Source organism: Lentzea cavernae, from assembly GCF_014653695.1.
Classification (GTDB): Bacteria; Actinomycetota; Actinomycetes; order Mycobacteriales; family Pseudonocardiaceae; genus Lentzea; species Lentzea cavernae.
This window is the reverse complement of sequence record NZ_BNAR01000001.1, coordinates 1200228-1220175: the sequence shown is the minus strand read 5'-3', so window position 1 is coordinate 1220175 and position 19948 is coordinate 1200228. Positions and strand designations below refer to the sequence as shown.

Genomic DNA, 19948 nt, shown 5'->3' with positions numbered 1-19948 from the left:
GGACTTTTCAGGCGTTCGGCTCGTCCACCACGGCGAACGGCAGGTCGGACAGCTCCGCCCGCAGCGTGTCCAGGTCCGCGTACACCGACGAGGCCCCGCGGTCGATCAGCTCGTCCTCGCCGAACCCGCCGGTCAGCAGCCCGATCGACGGCAGCCCGATGCGCTTCGCGGCCTCGCAGTCCCAGACCGAGTCGCCGATGATGACCGCGCGCTCGCCCTTCACCTGGCGCAGCGCCACCTCGAGCAGGTCCGGTGCGGGCTTGCTGTCCTCGACGTCGTCGGACGTGGTCCACGCGACGTCGCCGGGGTCGAGCAGCTTCAGGTAGTGCTCGACGTGCTTGCTCTTGCCCGAGCTCGCGAGCACCACGGCCAGGCCTAGGTCGGTCGCGGCGCGGATGAGGCGGTGCGCGCCCTCCAGCGGCTGGATCTCGTCCAGCACCTCGTCGAAGTAGCGCTCCCAGGCCGTGCGCAGCGCGTCGCCGTGGTCCTGCTCGACCTTGTCGCCCGCCACGGCCGCGACCAGCTTGTCGCCGCCCATGCCGATCGCGCGGTGCACCCGCCATCCGGGCACGGTGACGTCGACGCTGCGGAAGGCGCGCAGCCACGACACCGTGTGGTGGTAGTTGGTGTCGACCAGGGTTCCGTCCACGTCGAGGACCACGGTGTTGCTCATGAAAACAGGTGTGCCCGCGCTTCTACCTCGGCAAACCCACCAGCTCACGGGTCTCCTGCAACGCGGAGAGCTCGCGGCGCAGCACGCTGTCGAGCCAGTGCGCGTCGGACATCCACGACTGGTTGGTGTTCAGGCAGACGTGCACCGAGGACTTGTACACGGACAACGCGATGCCCACGGCATGACCTGGTGCGACGGGTGCGACCGGATACATCTCGCACAACGAGGCGCCGTCCAGCGCGAGGGGGACGGACGGCAGCGGCACCGACGTCACCAGCGTGTCGAACAGCAGGGGAGCGCAGCGGCCCATCACCGGCGCGGCCAGGCGGTGCACCAGCGGCGGCACCTTGTCGGCGAGCAGCGGCAACGCGCCCGCGCCCCGGTCGGGGCCGGCGGCCTTCGCGGACTCCATCCGCGCGCGGATGTTCCGCAGCCGCCGCACCGGGTCCGCCTCGCCGACGGGCAGGGGGACGAGGAAGCCGGAGATCTGGTTGCCCGAGGCGCCGTCGCCGGAGCGTGAGCGCTGGTTAACCGGGATCAGGGCCCGCACGACCGAGTCGGGCCCGGCGCTGCCGTGCGCGGAAAGCCAGTGCCGCAACGCACCTGTGACGAGAGCGAGCAGCACGTCGTTCACCGTGCCACCGTGCGCGCGCCGGATTCGGTGCACGTCCGCAAGATCCAGTCGCGACATCACCACGCGGCGTGGCCGGGTGGACGCGGTGAGCACCGGCGAGTTCAGCGTCGGCGGGCGCGTGTTCATCAGCACGCTCGACGCGATGTCGATCGTGTCCTTGATCCCGCGCAGCGACGGGAGGGACGGGATGATCGACCTGGTGATCGGCTCCGGAGCGTCCGGAATGGACAGCCGCGACGGGTCGAAGAGCTGAATTCCCAGGCCAACGGCCTTCATGCCGTCGCACAGCGAGTGGTGCAGCTTCGCGACGACGGCGAACCTGCCGCCCGCGAGGCCGGTGATCACGTGCAGCTCCCACGGCGGGCGCGCGAGGTCGAGCGGCTGCGCCATGAGGTGCGAGACCAGCGTGGCGAACCGGTCGCGGCCGCGCACGTGGTGCGTGAAGAGGTGGTCCTCAGGCGCGAAGCCGGGATCCTCCACCCAGCGCGCGCCACCGAGCAACGACGTGCGGGCGCGCTGCCGCAGTCGCGGAATCTCTTGCGCCCGTTCGCACAGCACTGCGGCGATGCGGGCCGGATGCACCGGAGTGGACGGTGCGAAGGTCGCGACCGCACCGAGGTGCAAAGGGTTGCTGTCGCCCTCCATCGCGAGGAAAGCGATGTCGAGGGGGGAGAGGTGGTCTGTCATATCCGTGCAAGGAAAACAGGTCCTCGTGTCCTGCGCATTGCGATGAGATGGCGGTGACTCCCTACCGCCCCAAGTACACTCGAACGGTGGTACCGCTGTGACTCGTGTGGGTGCGAACCAGGTCACACAACAGGTTCACCATCACGATCCCGAAGCCGGACAGCCCGGTGAACGACGGCGGGAACCCGGCGCCCGTGTCGCTCACCTCGCACACCACCGCGTCGTCCTCGCGCCACATCCGCAGCACCCCGCGCCCGGACGCGTGCAGGATGCTGTTCGTCGCGAGTTCGTTCACCGCGAGCACCAGGTCCTCGACCTGTTCGCGGCGCAGCCCGTGCGCGTACGCCGACACGAGCTTGCGCACGTGCGCCAGCGTGCCCACGGAGAACGGGTGCTCCTCGGCGTCGGCGGGCGGCGCCGGCAATGGCACGTTGTAGAGGTCGGTCAGCGCGGCCGGGTCGGTGTACCACTCACTCGCGGCACGGCGCTCGCCGTCGATCACCACGGGATGGGTGCGCCAGGCGTCCTCCAGCACGTGGCCGGGCAGCGCCGCGGCGTCGTACGGGCACAGGATCACGCCCTCCCTGCCCTCGAACGCAGTGTTGATCAACGCCTCGTGCTGCACGCACGCCGGGTATTCGAGCTCGCTGCGACCGGGCCACATCGGCTCCCCGACCATGCGGAAGCGCAGCTGCGTGCTCGCGCTGAACGCCATCAGCACACCGGGGATGATCCGCCCGGGGTTGCGCCCGGCCTCGGTCATGTCGATGAAGTGCACCTGGTTCGCGAGTTCCCCCAGCCGTTCGCGCAACGGGGCGATGCTCGCCTCCGGCACCGCCACCAGCACCGGCTCGCCGTTGGTGATCCCGTCCGTCACGAATCTGGCCGTACCGGAGAGGAAGGTGTCCTCGTCCCGGTAGAACAGGGCTTCGTGCGCGAACGGAGCAACGGAGTTCATCGGCTTCCCGGTGCGGTAGGCGGCGGAGGCAAGCCACCATTCTGCTCCCCGTAACGGTGTTTCGGCGGGGGCCAGGCCGGTGGTTGTGGGCCGCCGGCGGAATTCGTCGTGCGGACGGGGAAAACCCCAGGCAGACTCGCGATGTCGGGTCCCTGCGAGGAGGTGACGCCGTGCTCGCACACACGCTGACCGGGCCGGAGGACGCGCCGGTGCTGGTGCTCGGCAACGCCCTCGGCACCACCACCTCCCTGTGGCGCGACTTCTCACTGCCGTTCCGGGTGCTGCGGTTCGACCACCGCGGCCACGGCGGGAGTGCGCCCGTTCCCGGGCCTTGTGGCATCGAGGACCTCGCCGGCGACGTCGTGGAACTGTTGGACCACTTGGAATTGCGCCAGGTGTACTACTGCGGGGTGTCGCTCGGCGGGATGGTCGGGATGTGGCTGGCCGCGCACACCGATCGGATCTCCCGGCTGGCGCTGGTGTGCACCACCGCCTGGGTTCCCGACAAGGCCCGGTTGGACGAGCGGATCGCTCTGGTGCGGTCTTCGGGGATTTCGGCGGTTGCCGACTCGGTTGTTTCGAGGTGGTTCACGCCGCACTGCGCGCCGTCGGTGGTCGCCGAGTTTCGGGATGAGTTGCTGGCGGTGGATGTTCCGACGTACTTGGCCTGTGTCGAGGCAGTTCGGGGGATGGATCTTCGGGCGGATTTGGCGAAGATCGATGTTCCGGCGGTGGTGATCGCTGCTGCGCAGGATCATGCGACGCCTACTGAGCTGGTTCGGCGGATTGCTGATGAGTTGGTGGATTCGGAGTTGTACGTGGTGGGGGATGCGGCGCATTTGGCTGTGGTGGAGGCGCCGCGGACCATTTCGGTGATCTTGGACGAGCACTTCGGGGATTGATGTTCGCCGGGGTCCTGTTGCGTTGGTCCGTTCCTGTTCCAGCGGGGTTGGTCGCGTTCCCGGAAGAGAGGTCGCCTTGCGAGGACGGGCGCGCGGGTCGTGACGAATCAAGGGCTGGCGATTGGGGCTTGACCTTGAGCCTCTGGCGGGGCGCTGAGACGGCCGGAAAAGCCGGGCTGAAAAGCGCCCGGCCGTGCCCGATCAGGGGTAGCACCCCGCCCCTCAAGGTCAAGCCCCAATCGCCATGAGCGGGGTGCACCGCTACCCAGTCGGCAGCAGGTTCGGACGGCTCGCTGCGCATCGCCACGCCAGGTTTCGTCCGAGGTTGCCTTGCGTTGTCGGCTGACCGGTTGGCACCGCGCGGGTACAGCTGCGGTGGCTGGTTGCTGTTCCAGCGGGGTGGTCGCCTTGCGTGCGTTTGTCGCCTTGCGGGCGTGGTCGCTCGGCTTCGCCTTCGCTTGCGGTGTGGTTAGACCGTCTGCAGAGGGCGGTGCGGTTCTGCCGGGAGTTCCACGCGGATCTCGTCGCCTGGGCTGACCACGCCGCCGACGAGCACGATCGACATGATTCCCGCGCGCCGGACCAGTTCGCCGTCCGGGCCCTTCCCCACGACCTCCTTGAGGAGGCCCTTCGAGAACCGGTCGATCTGCAGGCAGGGGTTGCGCAGGCCCGTCACCTCCACGACGGCCTGCGGGCCGAGGTGGAGCAGGGTGCCTGTGGGGAGGCCGAGCAGGTCGATGCCTCGGGTGGTGACGTTCTCCCCGATCTCGCCGGGATCGACGGAGAAGCCCTTGGCTCGGAGCTCGTCGAAGAGTTCGGCGTGCATCAGGTGGACCTGGCGCAGGTTCGGCTGGGTCGGGTCCTGTGCCACGCGTGATCGGTGTTTGACCGTGACGCCCTGGTGGACGTCGCCCTCGACGCCCAGCCCGGCGAGCAAGGTGATGCTGGCGTGGGTGGGCTTGGTGAACGTGTACTCCTCGTTGCGGCTGACCGCTGTGACAACCCCCATGCCCACGATTGTGCACGATCAGTTGAGACGGTGGGGGTGCTCCGAACGGAGCAGGGGAACACGGAAGGACGAATCGATCAAGGTATCTCAATTCCGGGCGCTCGACGGGGTCCTACCTGCGTCGATGTGGCCGGTTGTGGAAACGCTCTCACGAACTTCCGGAAAGAGTCTTGACTAATGCTGAGGTCAGGCTGTTGACTCCGTCACACCTCGTCGGAACCGGTTACGGAACCGGTTCCAGGAGGCGGCGGAAGGAAGTTCGGCATGCGTGTCACGATCGCAGAGGTCGCCCAACGCGCCCAGGTGTCCAAAGCGACCGTGTCACGCGTGCTGAACGGCAAGCCGGACGTGGATGCCTCTACGGCGCAACGGGTTCGCAAGGTCATCGACGAGATCGGGTACGTGCCCAGCGCTCGTGCCGTGGGTCTCGCGCGGGGTCGTACCCGCACTGTCGCGATGCTCGCGCCGTCGCTCACCTGGCCGTGGATGGGCGAGGTGCTGCAGGGCATCGTCGACACGCTCGAGGCCGACGGGTACGGGCTGCTGCTCTACACGCTGAACCGCGGGCCGGAGTCGCTGAACCAGTTCGCGAACCACGTGTCCGCCAACGCTTTCGACGGCCTGCTGGTCGTCGAGCCCCCGGACGCCTTGCACTACATCTCCACGCTCTACCGGGCGGGCCTGCCGGTCGTCATGATCGACGACCGCGGTTCGCACCCGGAGTTCCCTTCGGTGACGACGACGAACCGGCAGGGAGGCGCGGATGTCGCACGGCATCTCGTCGCGGCAGGCCGCCGCAGGTTCGCCGTCGTCACCGGACCACCGCACTTCGGGTGCACTCAGGCGAGGCTGGACGGGTTCCGGCTCGCTTTGGCGGAAGCGGGCCTGACGCTGCACCCGGATCTCGTCGTCGACGGCGACTTCACCACGGAAGGTGGTGAGGTCGCCGTGGACAAGCTCGTGGCGAGCGGGATCCCGTTCGACGCCGTGTTCGCGCAGAACGACCTCTCGGCGGTCGGAGTGCTGCGGGCGCTGCGAGAATCCGGCAGGACCGTCCCCGGTGACGTGTCCGTGGTCGGGTTCGACGACGTCCCGGTCGCGGGACACACCGAACCTCGGCTGACGACGATCCGCCAGCCGCTGCAGGAGATGGGTGCCGCCGCCGCGCGGATGCTGCTCTCCACGCTCGAGGGACAGCCGATGCCCGACCACCCGCTGGTGCTGCCGACCTCGTTGATCGTGCGCGAATCCGCGCCTTAGGCCCTGTCCGGCAAGTCCGTTCGATGAGAGTCACGGTCGAGAGTCGTGGAGGCGGTGCCGCCGCAACGCCCTCATACCGGGCGTATTCGGGCGTTGCGGCGGCACCGCCTCCGCGGCCCTCGGTCGCGACTATCGCGGACGAGGCTTGCCGGACAGGGCCTAGACCCACCCTGCTCCACCACAACTGAAACGAACCCGCCAGGCCACCCATGAGGTCTGGCGAGTTCGCCGTACGCATGAGAGAGCGCTCTCATGCTCCGTATCGGGAGATTCCCCCATGCGCAGAACAATCATCGTCGCGTTGGCACTGGCGCTCGCGGCGACAGGTTGCTCCTCCGGCGGCGCCACCAAGGCCTCCGGCGTGTTGACCGTGGGCATGCCCAACGGGCCGCTGACCGAGAACCACAACCCGTTCCTGCCCACGTCGGCGGCGGGTTCGCTGGGCTACCGCTACCAGATCTACGAGCCGCTGGCGTTCGTGAACAACACGCGCCCGGCCCAGGACCCGGTGCCGTGGCTCGCGACGAAGTGGGACTGGGCCCCGGACTACAAGAAGATCACCTTCACGATCCGGGAGAACGTGAAGTGGTCCGACGGCAAGCCGCTCACGGCCGCTGACGTCGCCTTCTCGTTCGAGATCCTGAAGAAGTGGCCGGCGCTCAACAACCGCGACTCGCTCAAGCACGAGGCCGCGACGGCGACGCCGGACGGCAAGGTCGAGGTCACGTTCGCGAGCCCGCAGTTCGTGAACCGCAACAAGGTCATCAGCGCGATGGTCATCCCGGAGCACGTCTGGAGCGGCGTTCCGGACCCGACGACCTACACGAACCCGAAGCCAGTCGGCACCGGTCCGTACGAGCTGAAGTCGTTCACCTCGCAGACCGTCACGATCGCGCGGCGCGCCGAGTACTGGCAGGAACTGCCCAAGGTTCCGGAGATCCAGTACACCTCGTACAACGACAACACGGCGCAGACGACCGCGCTGGCGTCGGGTGCGAGCCAGTGGTCCTACGTCTTCATCCCGGACTACCAAAAGCTTTACGTCGACAAGGACCCGGCGAACCACAAGCTCTGGTTCCCGGCCGGTCTGGGCATCCACGGCCTGTGGCTCAACACCACGGTCGCGCCGTTCGACAACCCCGCGCTGCGCTCGGCGATGAGCGACGTGATCGACCGCGAGGCGATCTTCGTCAAGGGTGAGGCACGGCTGTTCCCGAAGCTCGAGTCGAAGACCGGCATGCCGTTGCCCGCCGGTGACTCGTTCCTCGCGCCTGAGTACAAGGACGCGAAGTTCAAGATCGACGTCGAGGGTGCCAAGTCGAAGCTGACCTCGGCCGGCTTCAAGTACGCGGGCGACGTGCTCCAGGCGCCCGACGGCAAGCCCGTCACGATCGAGCTGACGAACCCGTCCGGCTGGTCGGACTACCTGACGGTGCTCGACATCATCAAGGGCGACCTGAAGAAGATCGGCATCGAGGCGACCGTGCGCACGCAGACCGCGGACGCGTGGACGACCGACTTTGCCAACGGCGCGTTCCAGGGTTCGCTGCGCTGGACCAACACCGGCGCGACGCCGTACGAGATGTACCAGAACATCATGGACGGCGCGGAGATCAAGCCGATCGGGCAGACCGCGGCGGTGAACTTCGGCCGCTACAACAGCCCCGAGGCGACCGCGGCGCTGGCCGAGTACGCGAACGCCGCCGACGACGCGGGCCGGGCCAAGAGCCTCGCGGTGCTGCAGAAGATCATGGTCGAGCAGGTGCCGATGATCCCGACGTCCGCGGGTCCGATCGGTGCGGAGTACAGCACGAAGAGCTGGGTCGGCTGGCCGTCCGAGGAGGACCCCTACGGTCCGCCGCAGGCCACCCTGCCCAACGCCCTCCAGATCGTCATGAAGCTGAAGCCTGCGGGATCTTAAATGAACGAAGTCGCGCTTGAAGCGAAAGGTCTGGTCAAGACCTACAAGCGCGTGCGTGCGGTGCAGGACGTCTCCATCGTCCTGCGCCGCGGGCGCGTGACCGCCCTCGTCGGCGAATCCGGATCAGGCAAGTCGACGGTGGCGAAGCTGCTCGCGCGGCTCGTGGAACCCACCTCCGGCGAGATCCTGCTGGACGGCGAGAAGGTGCGAAGGGTCCGGGAGTACCGGCGCAAGGTCCAGATGGTGTTCCAGGACCCCTTCGCGTCCCTCAACCCGATCCACACGATCCGCTACCACCTGACCCGGCCGCTCAAGATCCACAAGCGGCCGGAGACGGTGGAGGAGCTGCTGCAGCGGGTGAACCTGCCCGCGGACTTCGCCTCGCGGTACCCGCACGAGCTCTCGGGCGGGCAGCGGCAGCGCGTCGCGATCGCGCGGGCGCTGGCGGCGAACCCCGAGGTGCTGCTCGCCGACGAACCGGTGTCCATGCTGGACGTCTCGATCCGGCTCGGCGTGCTGAACCTGTTGCTGGACCTGAAGGAACGGCTCAAGCTCGCGGTCCTCTACATCACGCACGACATCGCGTCGGCGCGCTACTTCGCGGACGAGACGTTCGTGATGTACGGCGGGCAGATCGTCGAAGGCGGCGACAGCGAGACCGTGACGCAGCGGCCGGCCCACCCGTACACGCAGCTGCTGATCGAGTCCGCGCCCGACCCCGAACGGGCGGTCGTCGCACTCGACGCGCCGGCCGTGGAGTCCGCGCAGGTCTCGACCGGCTGCCCGTTCGCGCCGCGGTGCCCCAAGGTGCAGACCCGGTGCTGGACCGAGGCACCCCCGCGCATCGAGGTCGACTCGTACGGGCACTGGGCCGCCTGCTGGCTGTACGCGGAGGCGGCGGCATGACCTTCCTGCTCCGCCGCGCGGCGTTCTACCTCGTCACCCTCTGGGCGGCGATCACGGTCAACTTCCTGCTGCCGCGCCTGCTCCCCGGCGACCCGGTGCAGGCGATGATCACCAAACTCGGTGGCCGGCTCAACAGCGACGCGATGGCCTCGCTGTACGTCCTCTTCGGACTCGACGACGACAAGTCGATCTGGGAGCAGTACGTCGACTACTGGGGTTCGCTCTTCCGGGGCGACCTCGGGCTGTCGTTCACGTTCTTCCCGACCCCGGTCGCGGACGTGCTCGCGCAGTCGATGCCGTGGACGCTCGGTCTCGTCGGCGTCACCACGATCATCGCGTTCATCCTCGGCACCCTGCTGGGTGTCTACGCGGGCTGGAAGCGCGGCTCGTGGATGGACAACCTCATCCCGGTCACGACGTTCCTCTCGTCGATCCCGTACTTCTGGCTCGGGCTGATCGCGATCTCGCTGTTCTCCGTGACGTGGCCGCTGCTGCCGGCGTCCGGCGGCTACGCGCCGGGGCTGGTGCCGGAGTTCTCCGGCGAGTTCATCGGCAGCATGCTGGAGCACGCGGTGCTGCCCGGTGTCACGATCATCGTGAGCTCGGTGGCCGGCTGGATCCTCGGCATGCGCAACATGATGGTGACCGTGACGGCCGAGGACTACGTGCTCGTCGCGCGGGCCAAGGGCCTCACCCAGAAGCGGATCATGTTCGCCTACGCGGCGCGCAACGCCGTGCTGCCGTCGATCTCGGGTTTCGCGCTGTCGCTGGGCTTCATCGTCGGTGGTGCCCTGCTGGTCGAGATGGTGTTCTCCTACCCGGGCCTCGGTTACGTGCTGTTCCAGGGCATCGGCGGCAAGGACTACCCGTTGATGCAGGGCGTGTTCCTGGTGATCACGCTGGCGGTGCTGGTGGCGAACCTGCTCGCGGACATCGGCTACCTGCTGCTGGACCCGCGCACCCGGAAGGAGGGCTGACGATGAACTTCAAGACCAAGCTGGGCCTGGGCATCCTGGCCTTCTTCACGCTGATCGCGGTGATCGGCGAGTGGATCGCGCCGTACGACCCGTCCGCGATGAGCGACGACCTGCTGTCGCCGCCGTCGCTGTCGCACTGGTTCGGCACGACCATGACCGGGCAGGACATCTTCTCCCAGGTGCTCGTGGGCACCAGGGGAGTGATGGTCGTCGGGCTCGTCTGCGGTGTGCTCGCGACGTTCCTGTCGATCCTCGTCGGCGTCACCGCCGGGTTCCTCGGTGGTGCGGCCGACGAGGCGTTGTCCATGCTGTCCAACGTCTTCCTGGTGATCCCGGCGCTGCCGCTGATCATCATCGTGGCCTCGATGCTGCCCTCGGCGGACACCGTGCTGATCGCCGCGGTGATCTCGCTGACCGCGTGGGCGTGGGGAGCCCGGATCCTGCGCGCGCAGACGATGTCGTTGCGGCGCAGGGACTTCGTAGAGGCCGCGCGGGCGTCCGGTGAACGCACCTGGCGCATCATCGTGTTCGAGGTGCTGCCGAACCTGCTGGCCGTCATCGGCTCCGGTTTCGTCGGCACGGTGATCTTCGCGGTCATGCTCCAGATCACCCTGTCGTTCGTCGGCGTGATCTCGTTGTCGACCTGGAACTGGGGCACGATCCTGTTCTGGGCGCAGAGCAACCAGGCGCTCGGCCTGGGCGCGTGGTGGTGGTTCGTCCCCGCCGGCCTGTGCATCGCGTTGCTGGGCACGGCGCTGGCGCTGATCAACTTCGGGATCGACGAGTACGCGAATCCCCGGCTGCGGAAGGTGCGCGCATGAGCCCGGTGCTGGAGATCCGCGATCTCTCGGTCGACTACGGCACCCTGCGTGCCGTGCACAACGTCGACCTCACGCTGAACAAGGGCGAGGTGCTCGGTCTGGCGGGGGAGAGCGGCAGCGGAAAGTCCACTCTGGCCTATGCCGCGACCCGTCTGCTGCAACCGCCGGGGCACGTGCCGTCGGGTGAGGTGCGGTACAAGGGCAAGGACCTGCTCTCGCTCAGCGAGAAAGAGCTGCAGGTGCTGCGCTGGAGCGAGGTCTCGATCGTGTTCCAGGGTGCGATGAACGCCCTGAACCCGGTCCTCTCCGTCGCCACCCAGCTCGACGACGTGCTGCGCACCCACCGGCGGGAGATGAAACGGCCGCAGCGCACCGCCCGCGCGAAGGAGCTGCTGGGACTGGTCGGCATCCCGACCGACCGGCTGGCGGCGTACCCGCACCAGCTCTCCGGCGGCATGCGGCAGCGCGTGATGATCGCGATGGCGCTCGCGCTGGAACCTGAGATCATCATCATGGACGAGCCGACGACCGCGCTCGACGTGGTGGTGCAGCGGCAGATCCTCGGGCAGATGATGCGGCTGCGCGAGACGTTCGGCTTCTCGGTCATCTTCATCACCCACGACATCTCGCTGCTGGTCGAGTTCTCCGACCGGATCGCGATCATGTACGGCGGGCGCGTGGTCGAGGAGGCCCCGGCCGGTGAGATCTACCGCGCCGCGAAGCACCCGTACAGCAAGGGATTGCTCGGGTCGTTCCCGGCGTTGCGCGGTCCGCGTCGTGAGCTGAAGGGCATCCCGGGCTCACCGCCGGACCTGCGCTCCATGCCGTCCGGCTGCCCGTTCCACCCGCGGTGCCCGTCCGCCATGGACGTGTGCGGCGAGCGGATGCCGGTGCTGGAGAACGTCGAGGAGCAGCGCCGCGTGGCGTGCTGGTTGGAGGCCGTGCATGTCTGATGTGACCTCAGGTTTGCCGGCCGACTTCTTCTGGGGCGTCGCGACTTCGGCCTACCAGATCGAAGGCGCGTGGGACGAGGACGGCAGGACGCTGTCCATTTGGGACACGTTCTCCCGCCGTCCCGGTGCCGTGGTGAACGGCGAGACCGGTGACGTGGCCTGCGACCACTACCACCGCATGCCGGCCGACGTGGCGATGATCGCCGGCCTGGGCGTCGACAAGTACCGCTTCTCCGTGTCGTGGCCGCGCATCCAGCCCGGCGGCCGCGGCCCGGTGAACGCCAAGGGCGTCGACTTCTACTCCCGGCTCGTCGACGAGCTGCTGGAGAAGGGCGTCGACCCGTGGCTGACGCTCTACCACTGGGACCTGCCGCAGGAGCTGGAGGACGCGGGCGGCTGGCCGCACCGCGACACCGCCTACCGCTTCGCCGAGTTCGCGGGCCTGGTGCACGACGCGCTGGGTGACCGCGTGCCGACGTGGACGACCCTGAACGAGCCGTGGTGCTCGGCGGTGCTCGGGTACGACACCGGCCGGCACGCACCGGGGCGCACGAACTTCGCCGAGGCCGTGCGCGCCACCCACCACCTGCTGCTGGGTCACGGGCTGGCCGCGCAGGACCTGCGTTCCCGCGGCGTGGCGTCGTTGGGCATCACGCTGAACATGGGCACGCACTCGGCCGCCTCGGACGCACCGGGGGACGTGGACGCGGCCCGCCGCGCGGACGGCTTCGGCACCCGGATCTACATGGATCCGTTGGTGCACGGGCGTTATCCGGAGGACGTGCTGGCCGACGTCGCCGCACGAGGTGCCGAGATCCCCGTCCGGGCAGGCGACCTGGAGGTCATCTCGACTCCGCTGGACGTGTTCGGCGTGAACTACTACACCTCGCACGTCCACAGGGCGACCGAGGACCCGGCCGTGTCCGAGGTGGTGCCGCAGGGCCGCCCGGTCACCGCGATGGGCTGGGAGATCGTCCCCGAGGGCTTCACGTCGTTGCTGGTCCGGCTGCACGAGGACTACGGCGTGCCGATGGTGATCACCGAGAACGGCGCCGCCTTCGACGACCTGGACGTCGAGGACGGCCACGTCGCCGACACCGACCGCGTCGACTACCTGAAGTCGCACATCGCGGCCGTGGCCACCGCCGTGCGGGCCGGCGCGGACGTGCGCGGCTACCTCGCGTGGTCGTTGATGGACAACTTCGAGTGGGGTTACGGCTACGGCAAGCGGTTCGGCATCGTGCACGTCGACTACGAGACCCAGCAGCGCACCCCGAAGCGGAGCGCGCGGTGGTTCCGGGACCTGATCACGAGGTCCCGCGGGTAGTCCCCTTGAGTTCCGGCCCGGTCCCCGTGGAATTTCTGCGCCCCCACGGAGGCCGGGCCGGTCCCGTTCCCGGTCGTGGTGACCTCTCCGTGCCTGCTCACGGCTCGAAATCGAGTCGAGCGGCGCTCGCGCACGACCGTTCTCGCGCTCCAGCGACGTGGATCACGTCCGAATGTACTAGCTAAGGCATACCTTAGTTAAGTTAGGGTTACTTTACGCCACCGTGGAGTGCCAGGAGAGGATCGCGATGGAACCGGTGTTAGACCTGGCCGGAATAGGCTTCGGGCCGTCCAACCTCGCTCTCGCGATCGCGGTGGAGGAACACGAACTGCCTGTCAGGGCTCGCTTCTTCGAGAGGCAGCCCGAGTTCGGCTGGCACCGGGGGATGCTGCTCGAGGACGCGACCATGCAGGTCTCGTTCCTCAAGGACCTCGTGACGCTGCGCAATCCCACCAGCAGCTTCAGCTTCCTGTGCTACCTGCGCGACCGCGGGCGGCTGATCGACTTCGTCAACCACAAGAACCTCTTCCCGCTGCGCAAGGAGTTCCACGACTACTTCGAGTGGGCCGCGCAACGGGTGCAGCACCACGTGTCGTACGGCGCGGAGGTCTCCCAGGTCCACGCCACCGGCGACGGGTTCGAGTTCTCCGCGGGGGAGCAGCAGGTCAGGGCGCGCAACCTCGTGCTGGCGACCGGTCTCGAGGCCAACCTGCCGGAGGGCGTCGAGCCGGGCGACCGGATCTGGCACAACAAGGACCTGCTCACGCGCGTCGACACGCTCGAGGACCCGCGCCAGGTCGTCGTGGTCGGCGCCGGGCAGAGCGCGGCCGAGGCGGTGGCGTTCTTCCACGACCGCTTCCCGCGGGCCGAGGTGCACGGCGTGTTCGCGCGGTACGGCTACAGCCCCGCCGACGACAGCTCGTTCGCGAACCGGATCTTCGACCCCGCCGCGGTGGACGACTTCTACGCCGCGCCGGAGGACGTCAAGACCAGGCTCATGGGCTACCACGCCAACACCAACTACGGCGTGGTCGACGGCGACCTGATCGAGGAACTGTACCGCCGGGTGTACCGCGAGAAGGTCGTCGGCCGGCAGAGGTTGTTGCTGCACAACACCTCCAAGCTCACCGACGTGACCGCCGACGGCAAGTGCGTGGTCGAGTCGCTCGCGGACGGCGGGCAGCTGCCGATCGACGCCGACGTGATCGTCTACGCCACGGGTTACCGTCCGGCGAACCCCGTCAGGCTGCTCGGCGACCTCGGCCGCCACTGCGAACGCGACGAGCGCGGCCGGTTGAAGGTGACGCGCGACTATCGCGTCGTCACGGACGACGGCCTGCGCGGTGGTATCTACCTGCAGGGCGGCACCGAGCACACGCACGGCATCACGTCGTCGCTGCTCTCCAACACCGCCGTGCGCGTCGGCGAGATCCTCGACTCGGTGCTCAGGCGGGTCGCGCAGGAACCGAAGCTCCAGGCAGTCAAGCAGTTCCACTAGGAAGGACCGTCATGACCAACCCGTTCGAGGACCCGCAGGGCCGTTTCTTCGTGCTGGTCAACGAAGAGCAGCAGCACTCGCTGTGGCCGACGTTCGCGGACGTGCCCGCCGGGTGGACCAAGGTGTTCGGCGAGGACAGCCGCGAGGCCTGCCTGGCCTACGTCGAGGAGAACTGGACGGACCTGCGTCCGGCCTCGATCCGCTGACGCACCGCTCGCCTGCCGCGCGGCCGGGACCCAGGTCCCAGCCGCGCGGCAGCGGCGAGGAGGTCATGCCTCGACGCTCACGCGGTGGTAGTAGGCCAGCACGACGGTCCCGGACACCGCGGCTAGAGCGCTGACCACCAGTCCGGCCTGGGACACCGCGCTCATGCCCGTGCCCTCGCCGAGCAGCTTGATGCCGATCCACGCCGCCACGATCGGGTTCACGACCGTCTGCCCCGCCACGACGAGGTCGGGCGGGCCGGCGGCGTACCCGAGCTGGATGAACCACGCCCCTGTCAGGAACGCGACGACCAGCCCGCCGAGCGAGAACCACTCGACGACCGGCAGCGCGGTCGTGACGTCCCTGACCAGCACGGCGACCAGCCCGTAGGCGATCCCGGCGCCCACGGCCAGCGCCAGCGCCCGCACCGCGCCCGCGGTGAACGTCGCCGCCACCACGCACACCAGCACGCCCGCGACCACGAGCTGCCCGGCCTGCAGCGCCACCTTCGGCGACACCTCGGTCGGCACGGCCGTGCCCGCCGTGATGGTCACGAACACCACGATCCCGACGGTCGCCACCAGCACCGCGACCGCGAGCAGCCCGGACAGCCGGCGGGCGCGGGCCACCGCGATGATCGGGATGGCCAGCGCGTTCAGCGGCGCGACCACCGAGACCGGGGCCAGCGCCAGTGCCGTGACCTGCAGGACCGCGCACGCGAACAGGACTAGGAAGCCGTAGACCCACCGGCGTGAGCGCACGAGCTGGTACGCCGAGGTGAGTTTCAGGTCGGTCGTCTCCCGCACACCGGCGTGCTGCCACATCGCGCCGAGCGCGCTGCACCCGGCCGCGAGCACCGCGCACAGAATCGCGACCCCGACCACGTGGCCAACTCTACCTCTTCGCTGCTATGGTTCATTACATGAGTAACGAACCGAGGAACTAAGCCATGTTCGACGACCGGAGCCCGATCTACCGGCAGATCGCCGACCGGATCAAGGCGGACGTGCTCAGCGGGGCGTTGAAGGCGGACGAGCAGGTCATGTCGACCAACCAGTACGCCTCCTACTACCGGATCAACCCGGCCACGGCGGCGAAGGCCTTCCAGCAGCTCGTGGACGAGCAGGTGCTCTACAAGAAGAGGGGGATCGGGATGTTCGTGAGCACGCGGGCTCGCGACATGCTGCGGGAACAGGGACGCGAGACCTTCTTCGGCGAGGTGGTGGACCCGATGGTCGCGGAGGCGCGGGCGATCGGCATCCCGCTCGCCGAGGTCATCCGGCGGATCGAGCAGCACGAGAACAACGGGGGCGTGTGATGCGGGTTGAGGTGCAGGGCTTAACGGTTCGCTACGGCGACGTGACAGCCATCGACGACATGAGCTTCTCGTTGTCCGGCAACAAGATCTACGGCTTGCTAGGCCGCAACGGCTCCGGCAAGACCAGCCTGATGTCGGCGCTCGCGGGATACCGCAGGCCTTCGGGATCCGTTCAGCTCGACGGCGTGCCGGTCTTCGAGAACGCCGCCGCGATGCGCCAGGTCTGCCTGGTGCGGCACAGCGCCGACGCCGCGGACAAGGGCGACAAGGTCTCGTACGTCCTCGAGTACGGCGCCGCGTGGCGCGACACCTGGGACAACGACTACGCGCTCGAACTCGTGGACCTGTTCAAGATCGGGCTGAAGACCAAGGTCGGCGAACTGTCGCTGGGGCAGCGGTCCGCGCTCGGCGTCGTGATCGGGCTGGCCAGCCGCTCGCCGCTGACCATGCTGGACGAGTCGCACCTCGGCATGGACACGCCGACCAGGTACGCCTTCTACGACACGCTGCTGAACGACTTCATGGCGCACCCGCGCACGATCATCATCTCCACCCACCTGATCGAGGAGCTCTCCTCGTTGCTGGAGGAGGTCGTGATCATCGACGGCGGCCGGCTGGTGTTGCAGGAGGAGGCCGACGTGCTGCGCTCGCGCGGTACCGAGGTCACCGGGAACGCCTCCGACGTCGACGAGTTCACCGTCGGGATGACGGTGCTCGGCGAGAAGTCGCTGGGACGCACCAAGGCCGCGATGGTCTACGGCGCGCTGGACGACGAGCAGCTGGTCCGGGCACGTCAGCTCGGGCTGGAACTCGGGCCGATCGCGTTGCAGGACCTGTTCGTCCACCTCACCGAACCGGTCGGAGGCAAGCGGTGAAGATCTTCCGGCACCTGGCCCTGACGCTCACCGCGTTCTGCGCGATGGTCGCGGGCGGCTCGTTCGTGTTCGCCGTGGCGCTGACGTTCGTGGTCTCGGCCTTCCGCGACGTCGAGATCAGCGCGTGGAACATCGTCGCGTCCCAGGTCGGTCCCTGGTTCCTGTTGTTCATCGGCGTCTACGCGATCCACAACGTGCTGCCGATCGCCGTCGCGCACGGCCGCACGCGGCGCGAGTTCCTCGTCGCCGCGTCGGCGTTCTCCGTCGTGCTGGCGCTCGTGATGACGGCGGTCGAGTGGCTCGGGTTCCTCGTCGAGGGCGGCATCTACTCGCTGATGGGCTGGGGCGCGGACGAGCGCGCCACCCAGTTCGCCTACCTCCTGATGTACCTCGTGTGGTTCACCGTCGGCATGCTGTGCGCGGCGGCGTTCGACAGGTTCGGCGGTGGCGGGATCTTCGTCCTGCCGGTGGCGCTGGCGCTCGTGGTGGCGACGCGGGTGCAGGTCCCCGGTTCGGGCAACCTGCCGTTCGTCACCTCGCTGCCGTACCTGCTCGGGGCCGGGTGGTACGTGGCGCTGGCGGTGTCGTTCGGGGTCGCGCTGGCCGGCACGTGGGCCATCGCGCGGGAGATGCCGATCCGGGTGCGCGCCTGAGTCAGCCGCTGTCCCGCACCACCAGCGAGGGCTCGAATACCACCGCGGTGGCGGGGGAGCGCGGCTCGGTGATCTGCCGCAGCAGCTGCCGCGCCATCTCCGCGGCCATGTCGGTGATCGGCTGGCGCACGGTCGTGAGCTCGGGTTCGGACGTCAGCGCGGCGCTGCTGTCGTCGAACCCGACGACCGCCACGTCGTCGGGCACCTTGCGGCCGCTGCGGTGCAGCACCGGGATCGCGCCGTTCGCCATCAGGTCGGAGGCGACGAACACGCCGTCGACGTCGGGGCAGCAGCGGATCAGCTTCTCCATCGCGGTGATCCCGGACTGCCGGGTGAAGTCCCCGTGCACCACCACGGCGTCCGGCACCTCGGCGAGGAACCCGGCGAGCCGGTCCTGGCCCGCCGGGGTGTCCTGCGGGCCGGTGATCGTCGCGATCCGCCTGCACTGCAACGCTTTGAGGCGGCGCCCGGCCAGTGCGGCGCCCTCGGTCTGGTTCACGTCGACGTAGGTGATCGGCATCGGCTTGAGCGGCCGGCCCGCCAGCACGACCGGCAGACCGGCCGCGATCAGCTGGCCGGGCACGGGGTCCGCCGGGTCGGTGTGCACGAGGATCACGCCGTCCAGCCGCCCGCACCGCAGGTCGCTCATCGCCTGCGCGCGGGTGCCGGGGCCGGTCATCATCAGCACGAGGTGGATGCCGAGCGGGCGGACGACCCGCGTCACGCCGCTGACGACGCTCGCGAGGTGCGGGTCGCCGTTCATGCGGTGCTCGTCGGGCAACAGCAACCCGATCGCGGCGGCCCGGCGCGTGACGAGCGACCGCGCGGCGATGTTCGGCAGGTAACCCGTGCTGGAGATGGCCTTCTGGACGGCGTGCCGGAGCGACTCGTCGACGCTGGAGGCGCCGTTCACCACCCTCGACGCGGTCGCCCTCGACACCCCGGCCACGCGGGCCACCTCCTCCAGCGTCACGCGCTTCACCCCGCCGCCAGTTCCGCCGTGCGGTGGCGTTCCATCAGCTTCACGACCTCGGCGGTCGGCGGGTGCGTGATGGCCGAACCCGCCGAGCGGACGACCTCGAGCGACTCGGTGAGATGGGTGTGCACGAACTGCTCCAGGGCGTCCGGACTGGTCGAGGCGAGCTGGATCTCGGCGTCCGTCGGCATGCCCGGCATGTCGTGCCCGGCGTGGTTGTTCACGTACGGCGCGTCGAGCAGCTTCCGCAGCTCGGCGAGCTCGACGTTCCGGTTCTCCTCCAGCTCCGGCCGGTCGGCCAGGTCGAGCAGCTTGAGCGCCTGCTCGTCCGTGGCGATGGCGAGCTCGACGAACGCCCGTTCCGTTGCGCCGTAACCGTTCTGCGACGACGGGGACGGGGGAGGTGGTGACGGGGGTGGAGCCTGCTGGCAGGCCGAGAGAAGGCCTGCCAGCAGGAGCACTGTCATCCGTGGTTGCCGTTGTGGTCGCACTTGATCACCACGTTGATGCAGTTGCGGACGCGGCGTTCCATCTCCGCCCGCGGCCACACGTTGAAGAAGTCCCCGTGCATCGTCTGTCCTGTGCCGGAAGCGAGCCGGAGTCCGGCCGTGCTGCCGTTGACCGGATACCTCAGCACCATGCGCAGCTTCGGCACCGAGACGGGGTGGCTCGACGGGCAGCCGCCCGCGACCGGGTAGGACATGTGGGACTTGTGGTCGGCCGAGTCGAGGTTGCGACCGTCCCAGCACTGCGGGAAGTCCAGGTAAGTCTCGAGCATCGTGCCCGCCGGGCAGGTCACGAAGTTCTTCGACGGGTTGACGTGCCCGGCGTGCAGGCAGGACCAGCGCGCGATGCTGTCGGCATCACCCGTGGCCTTCGCGTTGCCCGCGACGATCTTCAACCCGTACGGCGTCGGCTGGATCGCCCCCGGGTTGTTCACGCCCTCACCGAGGTAGTAGAAGGTCACGCCGGTCGGTGCGATCGCCGTGTTGTTCCGGTAGAGCGTCGGCACCCAGTACGACGAGATGTCCGCCGCCGGGTTGCAGTTGCCGGTCTGGCCCTCCAGCGACTGCTGGGTGGAGCGGGCGTTCGTCGAGTGGTTGCCGAAGAAGTCGTGGAAGTGCGAGGCACCGGCCAGGTTCGGCAGCACGATCGGGTCGTCCGCCAGCCGGTGGCTGATCGGGCACTCCGCGAGGAACTCGGCCACGCGGACTGGTTCTCCTTGCGCCGCAACGGGAATGCTGAATGCCGTGGCTATCAGCCCGAGGACGGCGGCGATGTGGAACAGACGCTTCTTCATTGAAGCTTTCCTCTCCGCAGCAGGATTGGGAGAGCGCTCTCACGCCCTTCGAGCATGGCGCAGCCCGCAATCGGCCGTCAATCCGCAAGAAACGTT

The 19948-nt window shown here is 68.6% G+C and carries 21 protein-coding genes; 13 read left to right on the top strand and 8 right to left on the bottom strand.

The genetic code is table 11. The annotated features are described in order from the left end of the window. Window positions 1-7 precede the first annotated feature (7 nt). The 3 genes from IE307_RS05630 to IE307_RS05620 form a co-directional block, all read right to left on the bottom strand. Entirely contained in the window at window positions 8-673 is a 666-nt protein-coding gene (locus IE307_RS05630; protein WP_191296322.1) for an HAD family hydrolase, read from the bottom strand. Window positions 674-695: 22 nt separating this feature from the next. Next, window positions 696-1994 carry a wax ester/triacylglycerol synthase family O-acyltransferase gene (locus tag IE307_RS05625; protein ID WP_191296321.1) on the bottom strand — a complete coding sequence of 433 codons (1299 nt, stop codon included), beginning with the start codon at window positions 1992-1994 and terminating at the stop codon, window positions 696-698. 61 nt (window positions 1995-2055) lie between these two features. Then, a complete protein-coding gene (locus tag IE307_RS05620; RefSeq protein ID WP_191296320.1) occupies window positions 2056-2952 on the bottom strand; it encodes an anti-sigma factor RsbA family regulatory protein in 897 nt (298 codons plus the stop codon). Between the two features lie 170 nt (window positions 2953-3122). Here IE307_RS05620 and IE307_RS05615 point away from each other — a divergent pair, with 170 nt between their 5' ends. Beyond that, a complete protein-coding gene (locus tag IE307_RS05615; protein ID WP_191296319.1) occupies window positions 3123-3854 on the top strand; it encodes an alpha/beta fold hydrolase in 732 nt (243 codons plus the stop codon). A gap of 469 nt (window positions 3855-4323) precedes the next feature. On the opposite strand, the gene IE307_RS05610 is transcribed toward IE307_RS05615, so the two are convergent. After that, a complete protein-coding gene (locus IE307_RS05610) occupies window positions 4324-4863 on the bottom strand; it encodes an MOSC domain-containing protein (protein ID WP_191296318.1) in 540 nt (179 codons plus the stop codon). Between the two features lie 264 nt (window positions 4864-5127). Here IE307_RS05610 and IE307_RS05605 point away from each other — a divergent pair, with 264 nt between their 5' ends. The 9 genes from IE307_RS05605 (at window position 5128) to IE307_RS05565 (ending at window position 14732) form a co-directional block, all read left to right on the top strand. After that, complete coding sequence (locus IE307_RS05605; protein ID WP_089916669.1) at window positions 5128-6123, top strand: LacI family DNA-binding transcriptional regulator; 996 nt, start codon at window positions 5128-5130, stop codon at window positions 6121-6123. Between the two features lie 277 nt (window positions 6124-6400). Continuing rightward, window positions 6401-8044: an ABC transporter substrate-binding protein gene (locus IE307_RS05600; protein WP_191296317.1), complete on the top strand. Its 1644-nt coding sequence runs from the start codon at window positions 6401-6403 to the stop codon at window positions 8042-8044. Next, window positions 8045-8950, top strand: a complete 906-nt coding sequence (locus IE307_RS47595) for an ABC transporter ATP-binding protein (protein ID WP_191296316.1) — start codon at window positions 8045-8047, stop codon at window positions 8948-8950. Next, complete coding sequence (locus IE307_RS05590; protein ID WP_191296315.1) at window positions 8947-9927, top strand: ABC transporter permease; 981 nt, start codon at window positions 8947-8949, stop codon at window positions 9925-9927. Before IE307_RS47595 ends, IE307_RS05590 begins: the two co-directional genes overlap by 4 nt. Window positions 9928-9929: 2 nt before the next feature. Next, window positions 9930-10748 (top strand): ABC transporter permease, encoded by an 819-nt coding sequence (locus tag IE307_RS05585; RefSeq protein WP_191296314.1) that lies wholly within the window; start codon window positions 9930-9932, stop codon window positions 10746-10748. Then, entirely contained in the window at window positions 10745-11701 is a 957-nt protein-coding gene (locus IE307_RS05580) for an ABC transporter ATP-binding protein (RefSeq protein WP_191296313.1), read from the top strand. The genes IE307_RS05585 and IE307_RS05580 overlap by 4 nt, the downstream gene beginning before the upstream one ends. Then, window positions 11694-13028: a GH1 family beta-glucosidase gene (locus tag IE307_RS05575; RefSeq protein WP_191296312.1), complete on the top strand. Its 1335-nt coding sequence runs from the start codon at window positions 11694-11696 to the stop codon at window positions 13026-13028. The genes IE307_RS05580 and IE307_RS05575 overlap by 8 nt, the downstream gene beginning before the upstream one ends. Before the next feature lie 247 nt (window positions 13029-13275). Next, a complete protein-coding gene (locus tag IE307_RS05570; RefSeq protein WP_191296311.1) occupies window positions 13276-14526 on the top strand; it encodes a lysine N(6)-hydroxylase/L-ornithine N(5)-oxygenase family protein in 1251 nt (416 codons plus the stop codon). An 11-nt stretch (window positions 14527-14537) separates the two neighbouring features. Beyond that, a complete protein-coding gene (locus tag IE307_RS05565) occupies window positions 14538-14732 on the top strand; it encodes an MbtH family protein (protein ID WP_191296310.1) in 195 nt (64 codons plus the stop codon). Window positions 14733-14795: 63 nt separating this feature from the next. Here IE307_RS05565 and IE307_RS05560 read toward each other — a convergent pair whose 3' ends face one another. Beyond that, window positions 14796-15614, bottom strand: a complete 819-nt coding sequence (locus IE307_RS05560; RefSeq protein WP_191296309.1) for a DMT family protein — start codon at window positions 15612-15614, stop codon at window positions 14796-14798. 65 nt (window positions 15615-15679) lie between these two features. Here IE307_RS05560 and IE307_RS05555 point away from each other — a divergent pair, with 65 nt between their 5' ends. The 3 genes from IE307_RS05555 to IE307_RS05545 are packed head-to-tail and all read left to right on the top strand — an operon-like array spanning window position 15680 to window position 17576. Further along, complete coding sequence (locus IE307_RS05555; RefSeq protein ID WP_191296308.1) at window positions 15680-16048, top strand: GntR family transcriptional regulator; 369 nt, start codon at window positions 15680-15682, stop codon at window positions 16046-16048. Window positions 16049-16089: 41 nt separating this feature from the next. Continuing rightward, complete coding sequence (locus tag IE307_RS05550; protein ID WP_229904411.1) at window positions 16090-16923, top strand: ATP-binding cassette domain-containing protein; 834 nt, start codon at window positions 16090-16092, stop codon at window positions 16921-16923. After that, window positions 16920-17576: a hypothetical protein gene (locus IE307_RS05545; RefSeq protein ID WP_191296306.1), complete on the top strand. Its 657-nt coding sequence runs from the start codon at window positions 16920-16922 to the stop codon at window positions 17574-17576. Before IE307_RS05550 ends, IE307_RS05545 begins: the two co-directional genes overlap by 4 nt. A 1-nt stretch (window position 17577) precedes the next feature. Here the strand turns inward: IE307_RS05545 and IE307_RS05540 are convergent, their stop codons facing one another. Genes IE307_RS05540 through IE307_RS05530 form a run of 3 tightly spaced genes read right to left on the bottom strand, consistent with a single transcriptional unit; the run spans window position 17578 to window position 19852 of the window. Next, on the bottom strand, window positions 17578-18549 hold the full coding sequence (locus IE307_RS05540; protein WP_229904410.1) for a LacI family DNA-binding transcriptional regulator: 972 nt from the start codon (window positions 18547-18549) through the stop codon (window positions 17578-17580). A gap of 5 nt (window positions 18550-18554) precedes the next feature. Continuing rightward, on the bottom strand, window positions 18555-19019 hold the full coding sequence (locus tag IE307_RS05535; protein WP_191296304.1) for a hypothetical protein: 465 nt from the start codon (window positions 19017-19019) through the stop codon (window positions 18555-18557). Beyond that, window positions 19016-19852 (bottom strand): DUF1996 domain-containing protein, encoded by an 837-nt coding sequence (locus tag IE307_RS05530; protein WP_191296303.1) that lies wholly within the window; start codon window positions 19850-19852, stop codon window positions 19016-19018. Before IE307_RS05530 ends, IE307_RS05535 begins: the two co-directional genes overlap by 4 nt. Between the last annotated feature and the right edge of the window lie 96 nt (window positions 19853-19948).

What these genes read in the sequence shown, in the direction of transcription:
- IE307_RS05555 (WP_191296308.1), top strand. Translation starts at nt 15,680, where the DNA reads ATGTTCGACGACCGGAGCCCGATCTACCGGCAGATCGCCGACCGGATC.
- IE307_RS05575 (WP_191296312.1), top strand. Translation starts at nt 11,694, where the DNA reads ATGTCTGATGTGACCTCAGGTTTGCCGGCCGACTTCTTCTGGGGCGTC.
- IE307_RS05620 (WP_191296320.1), bottom strand. Translation starts at nt 2,952, where the DNA reads ATGAACTCCGTTGCTCCGTTCGCGCACGAAGCCCTGTTCTACCGGGAC.
- IE307_RS05625 (WP_191296321.1), bottom strand. Translation starts at nt 1,994, where the DNA reads ATGACAGACCACCTCTCCCCCCTCGACATCGCTTTCCTCGCGATGGAG.
- IE307_RS05565 (WP_191296310.1), top strand. Translation starts at nt 14,538, where the DNA reads ATGACCAACCCGTTCGAGGACCCGCAGGGCCGTTTCTTCGTGCTGGTC.
- IE307_RS05610 (WP_191296318.1), bottom strand. Translation starts at nt 4,863, where the DNA reads ATGGGGGTTGTCACAGCGGTCAGCCGCAACGAGGAGTACACGTTCACC.
- IE307_RS05585 (WP_191296314.1), top strand. Translation starts at nt 9,930, where the DNA reads ATGAACTTCAAGACCAAGCTGGGCCTGGGCATCCTGGCCTTCTTCACG.
- IE307_RS05535 (WP_191296304.1), bottom strand. Translation starts at nt 19,019, where the DNA reads ATGACAGTGCTCCTGCTGGCAGGCCTTCTCTCGGCCTGCCAGCAGGCT.
- IE307_RS05530 (WP_191296303.1), bottom strand. Translation starts at nt 19,852, where the DNA reads ATGAAGAAGCGTCTGTTCCACATCGCCGCCGTCCTCGGGCTGATAGCC.
- IE307_RS05600 (WP_191296317.1), top strand. Translation starts at nt 6,401, where the DNA reads ATGCGCAGAACAATCATCGTCGCGTTGGCACTGGCGCTCGCGGCGACA.
- IE307_RS05580 (WP_191296313.1), top strand. Translation starts at nt 10,745, where the DNA reads ATGAGCCCGGTGCTGGAGATCCGCGATCTCTCGGTCGACTACGGCACC.
- IE307_RS05630 (WP_191296322.1), bottom strand. Translation starts at nt 673, where the DNA reads ATGAGCAACACCGTGGTCCTCGACGTGGACGGAACCCTGGTCGACACC.
- IE307_RS05605 (WP_089916669.1), top strand. Translation starts at nt 5,128, where the DNA reads ATGCGTGTCACGATCGCAGAGGTCGCCCAACGCGCCCAGGTGTCCAAA.
- IE307_RS47595 (WP_191296316.1), top strand. Translation starts at nt 8,045, where the DNA reads ATGAACGAAGTCGCGCTTGAAGCGAAAGGTCTGGTCAAGACCTACAAG.
- IE307_RS05570 (WP_191296311.1), top strand. Translation starts at nt 13,276, where the DNA reads ATGGAACCGGTGTTAGACCTGGCCGGAATAGGCTTCGGGCCGTCCAAC.
- IE307_RS05590 (WP_191296315.1), top strand. Translation starts at nt 8,947, where the DNA reads ATGACCTTCCTGCTCCGCCGCGCGGCGTTCTACCTCGTCACCCTCTGG.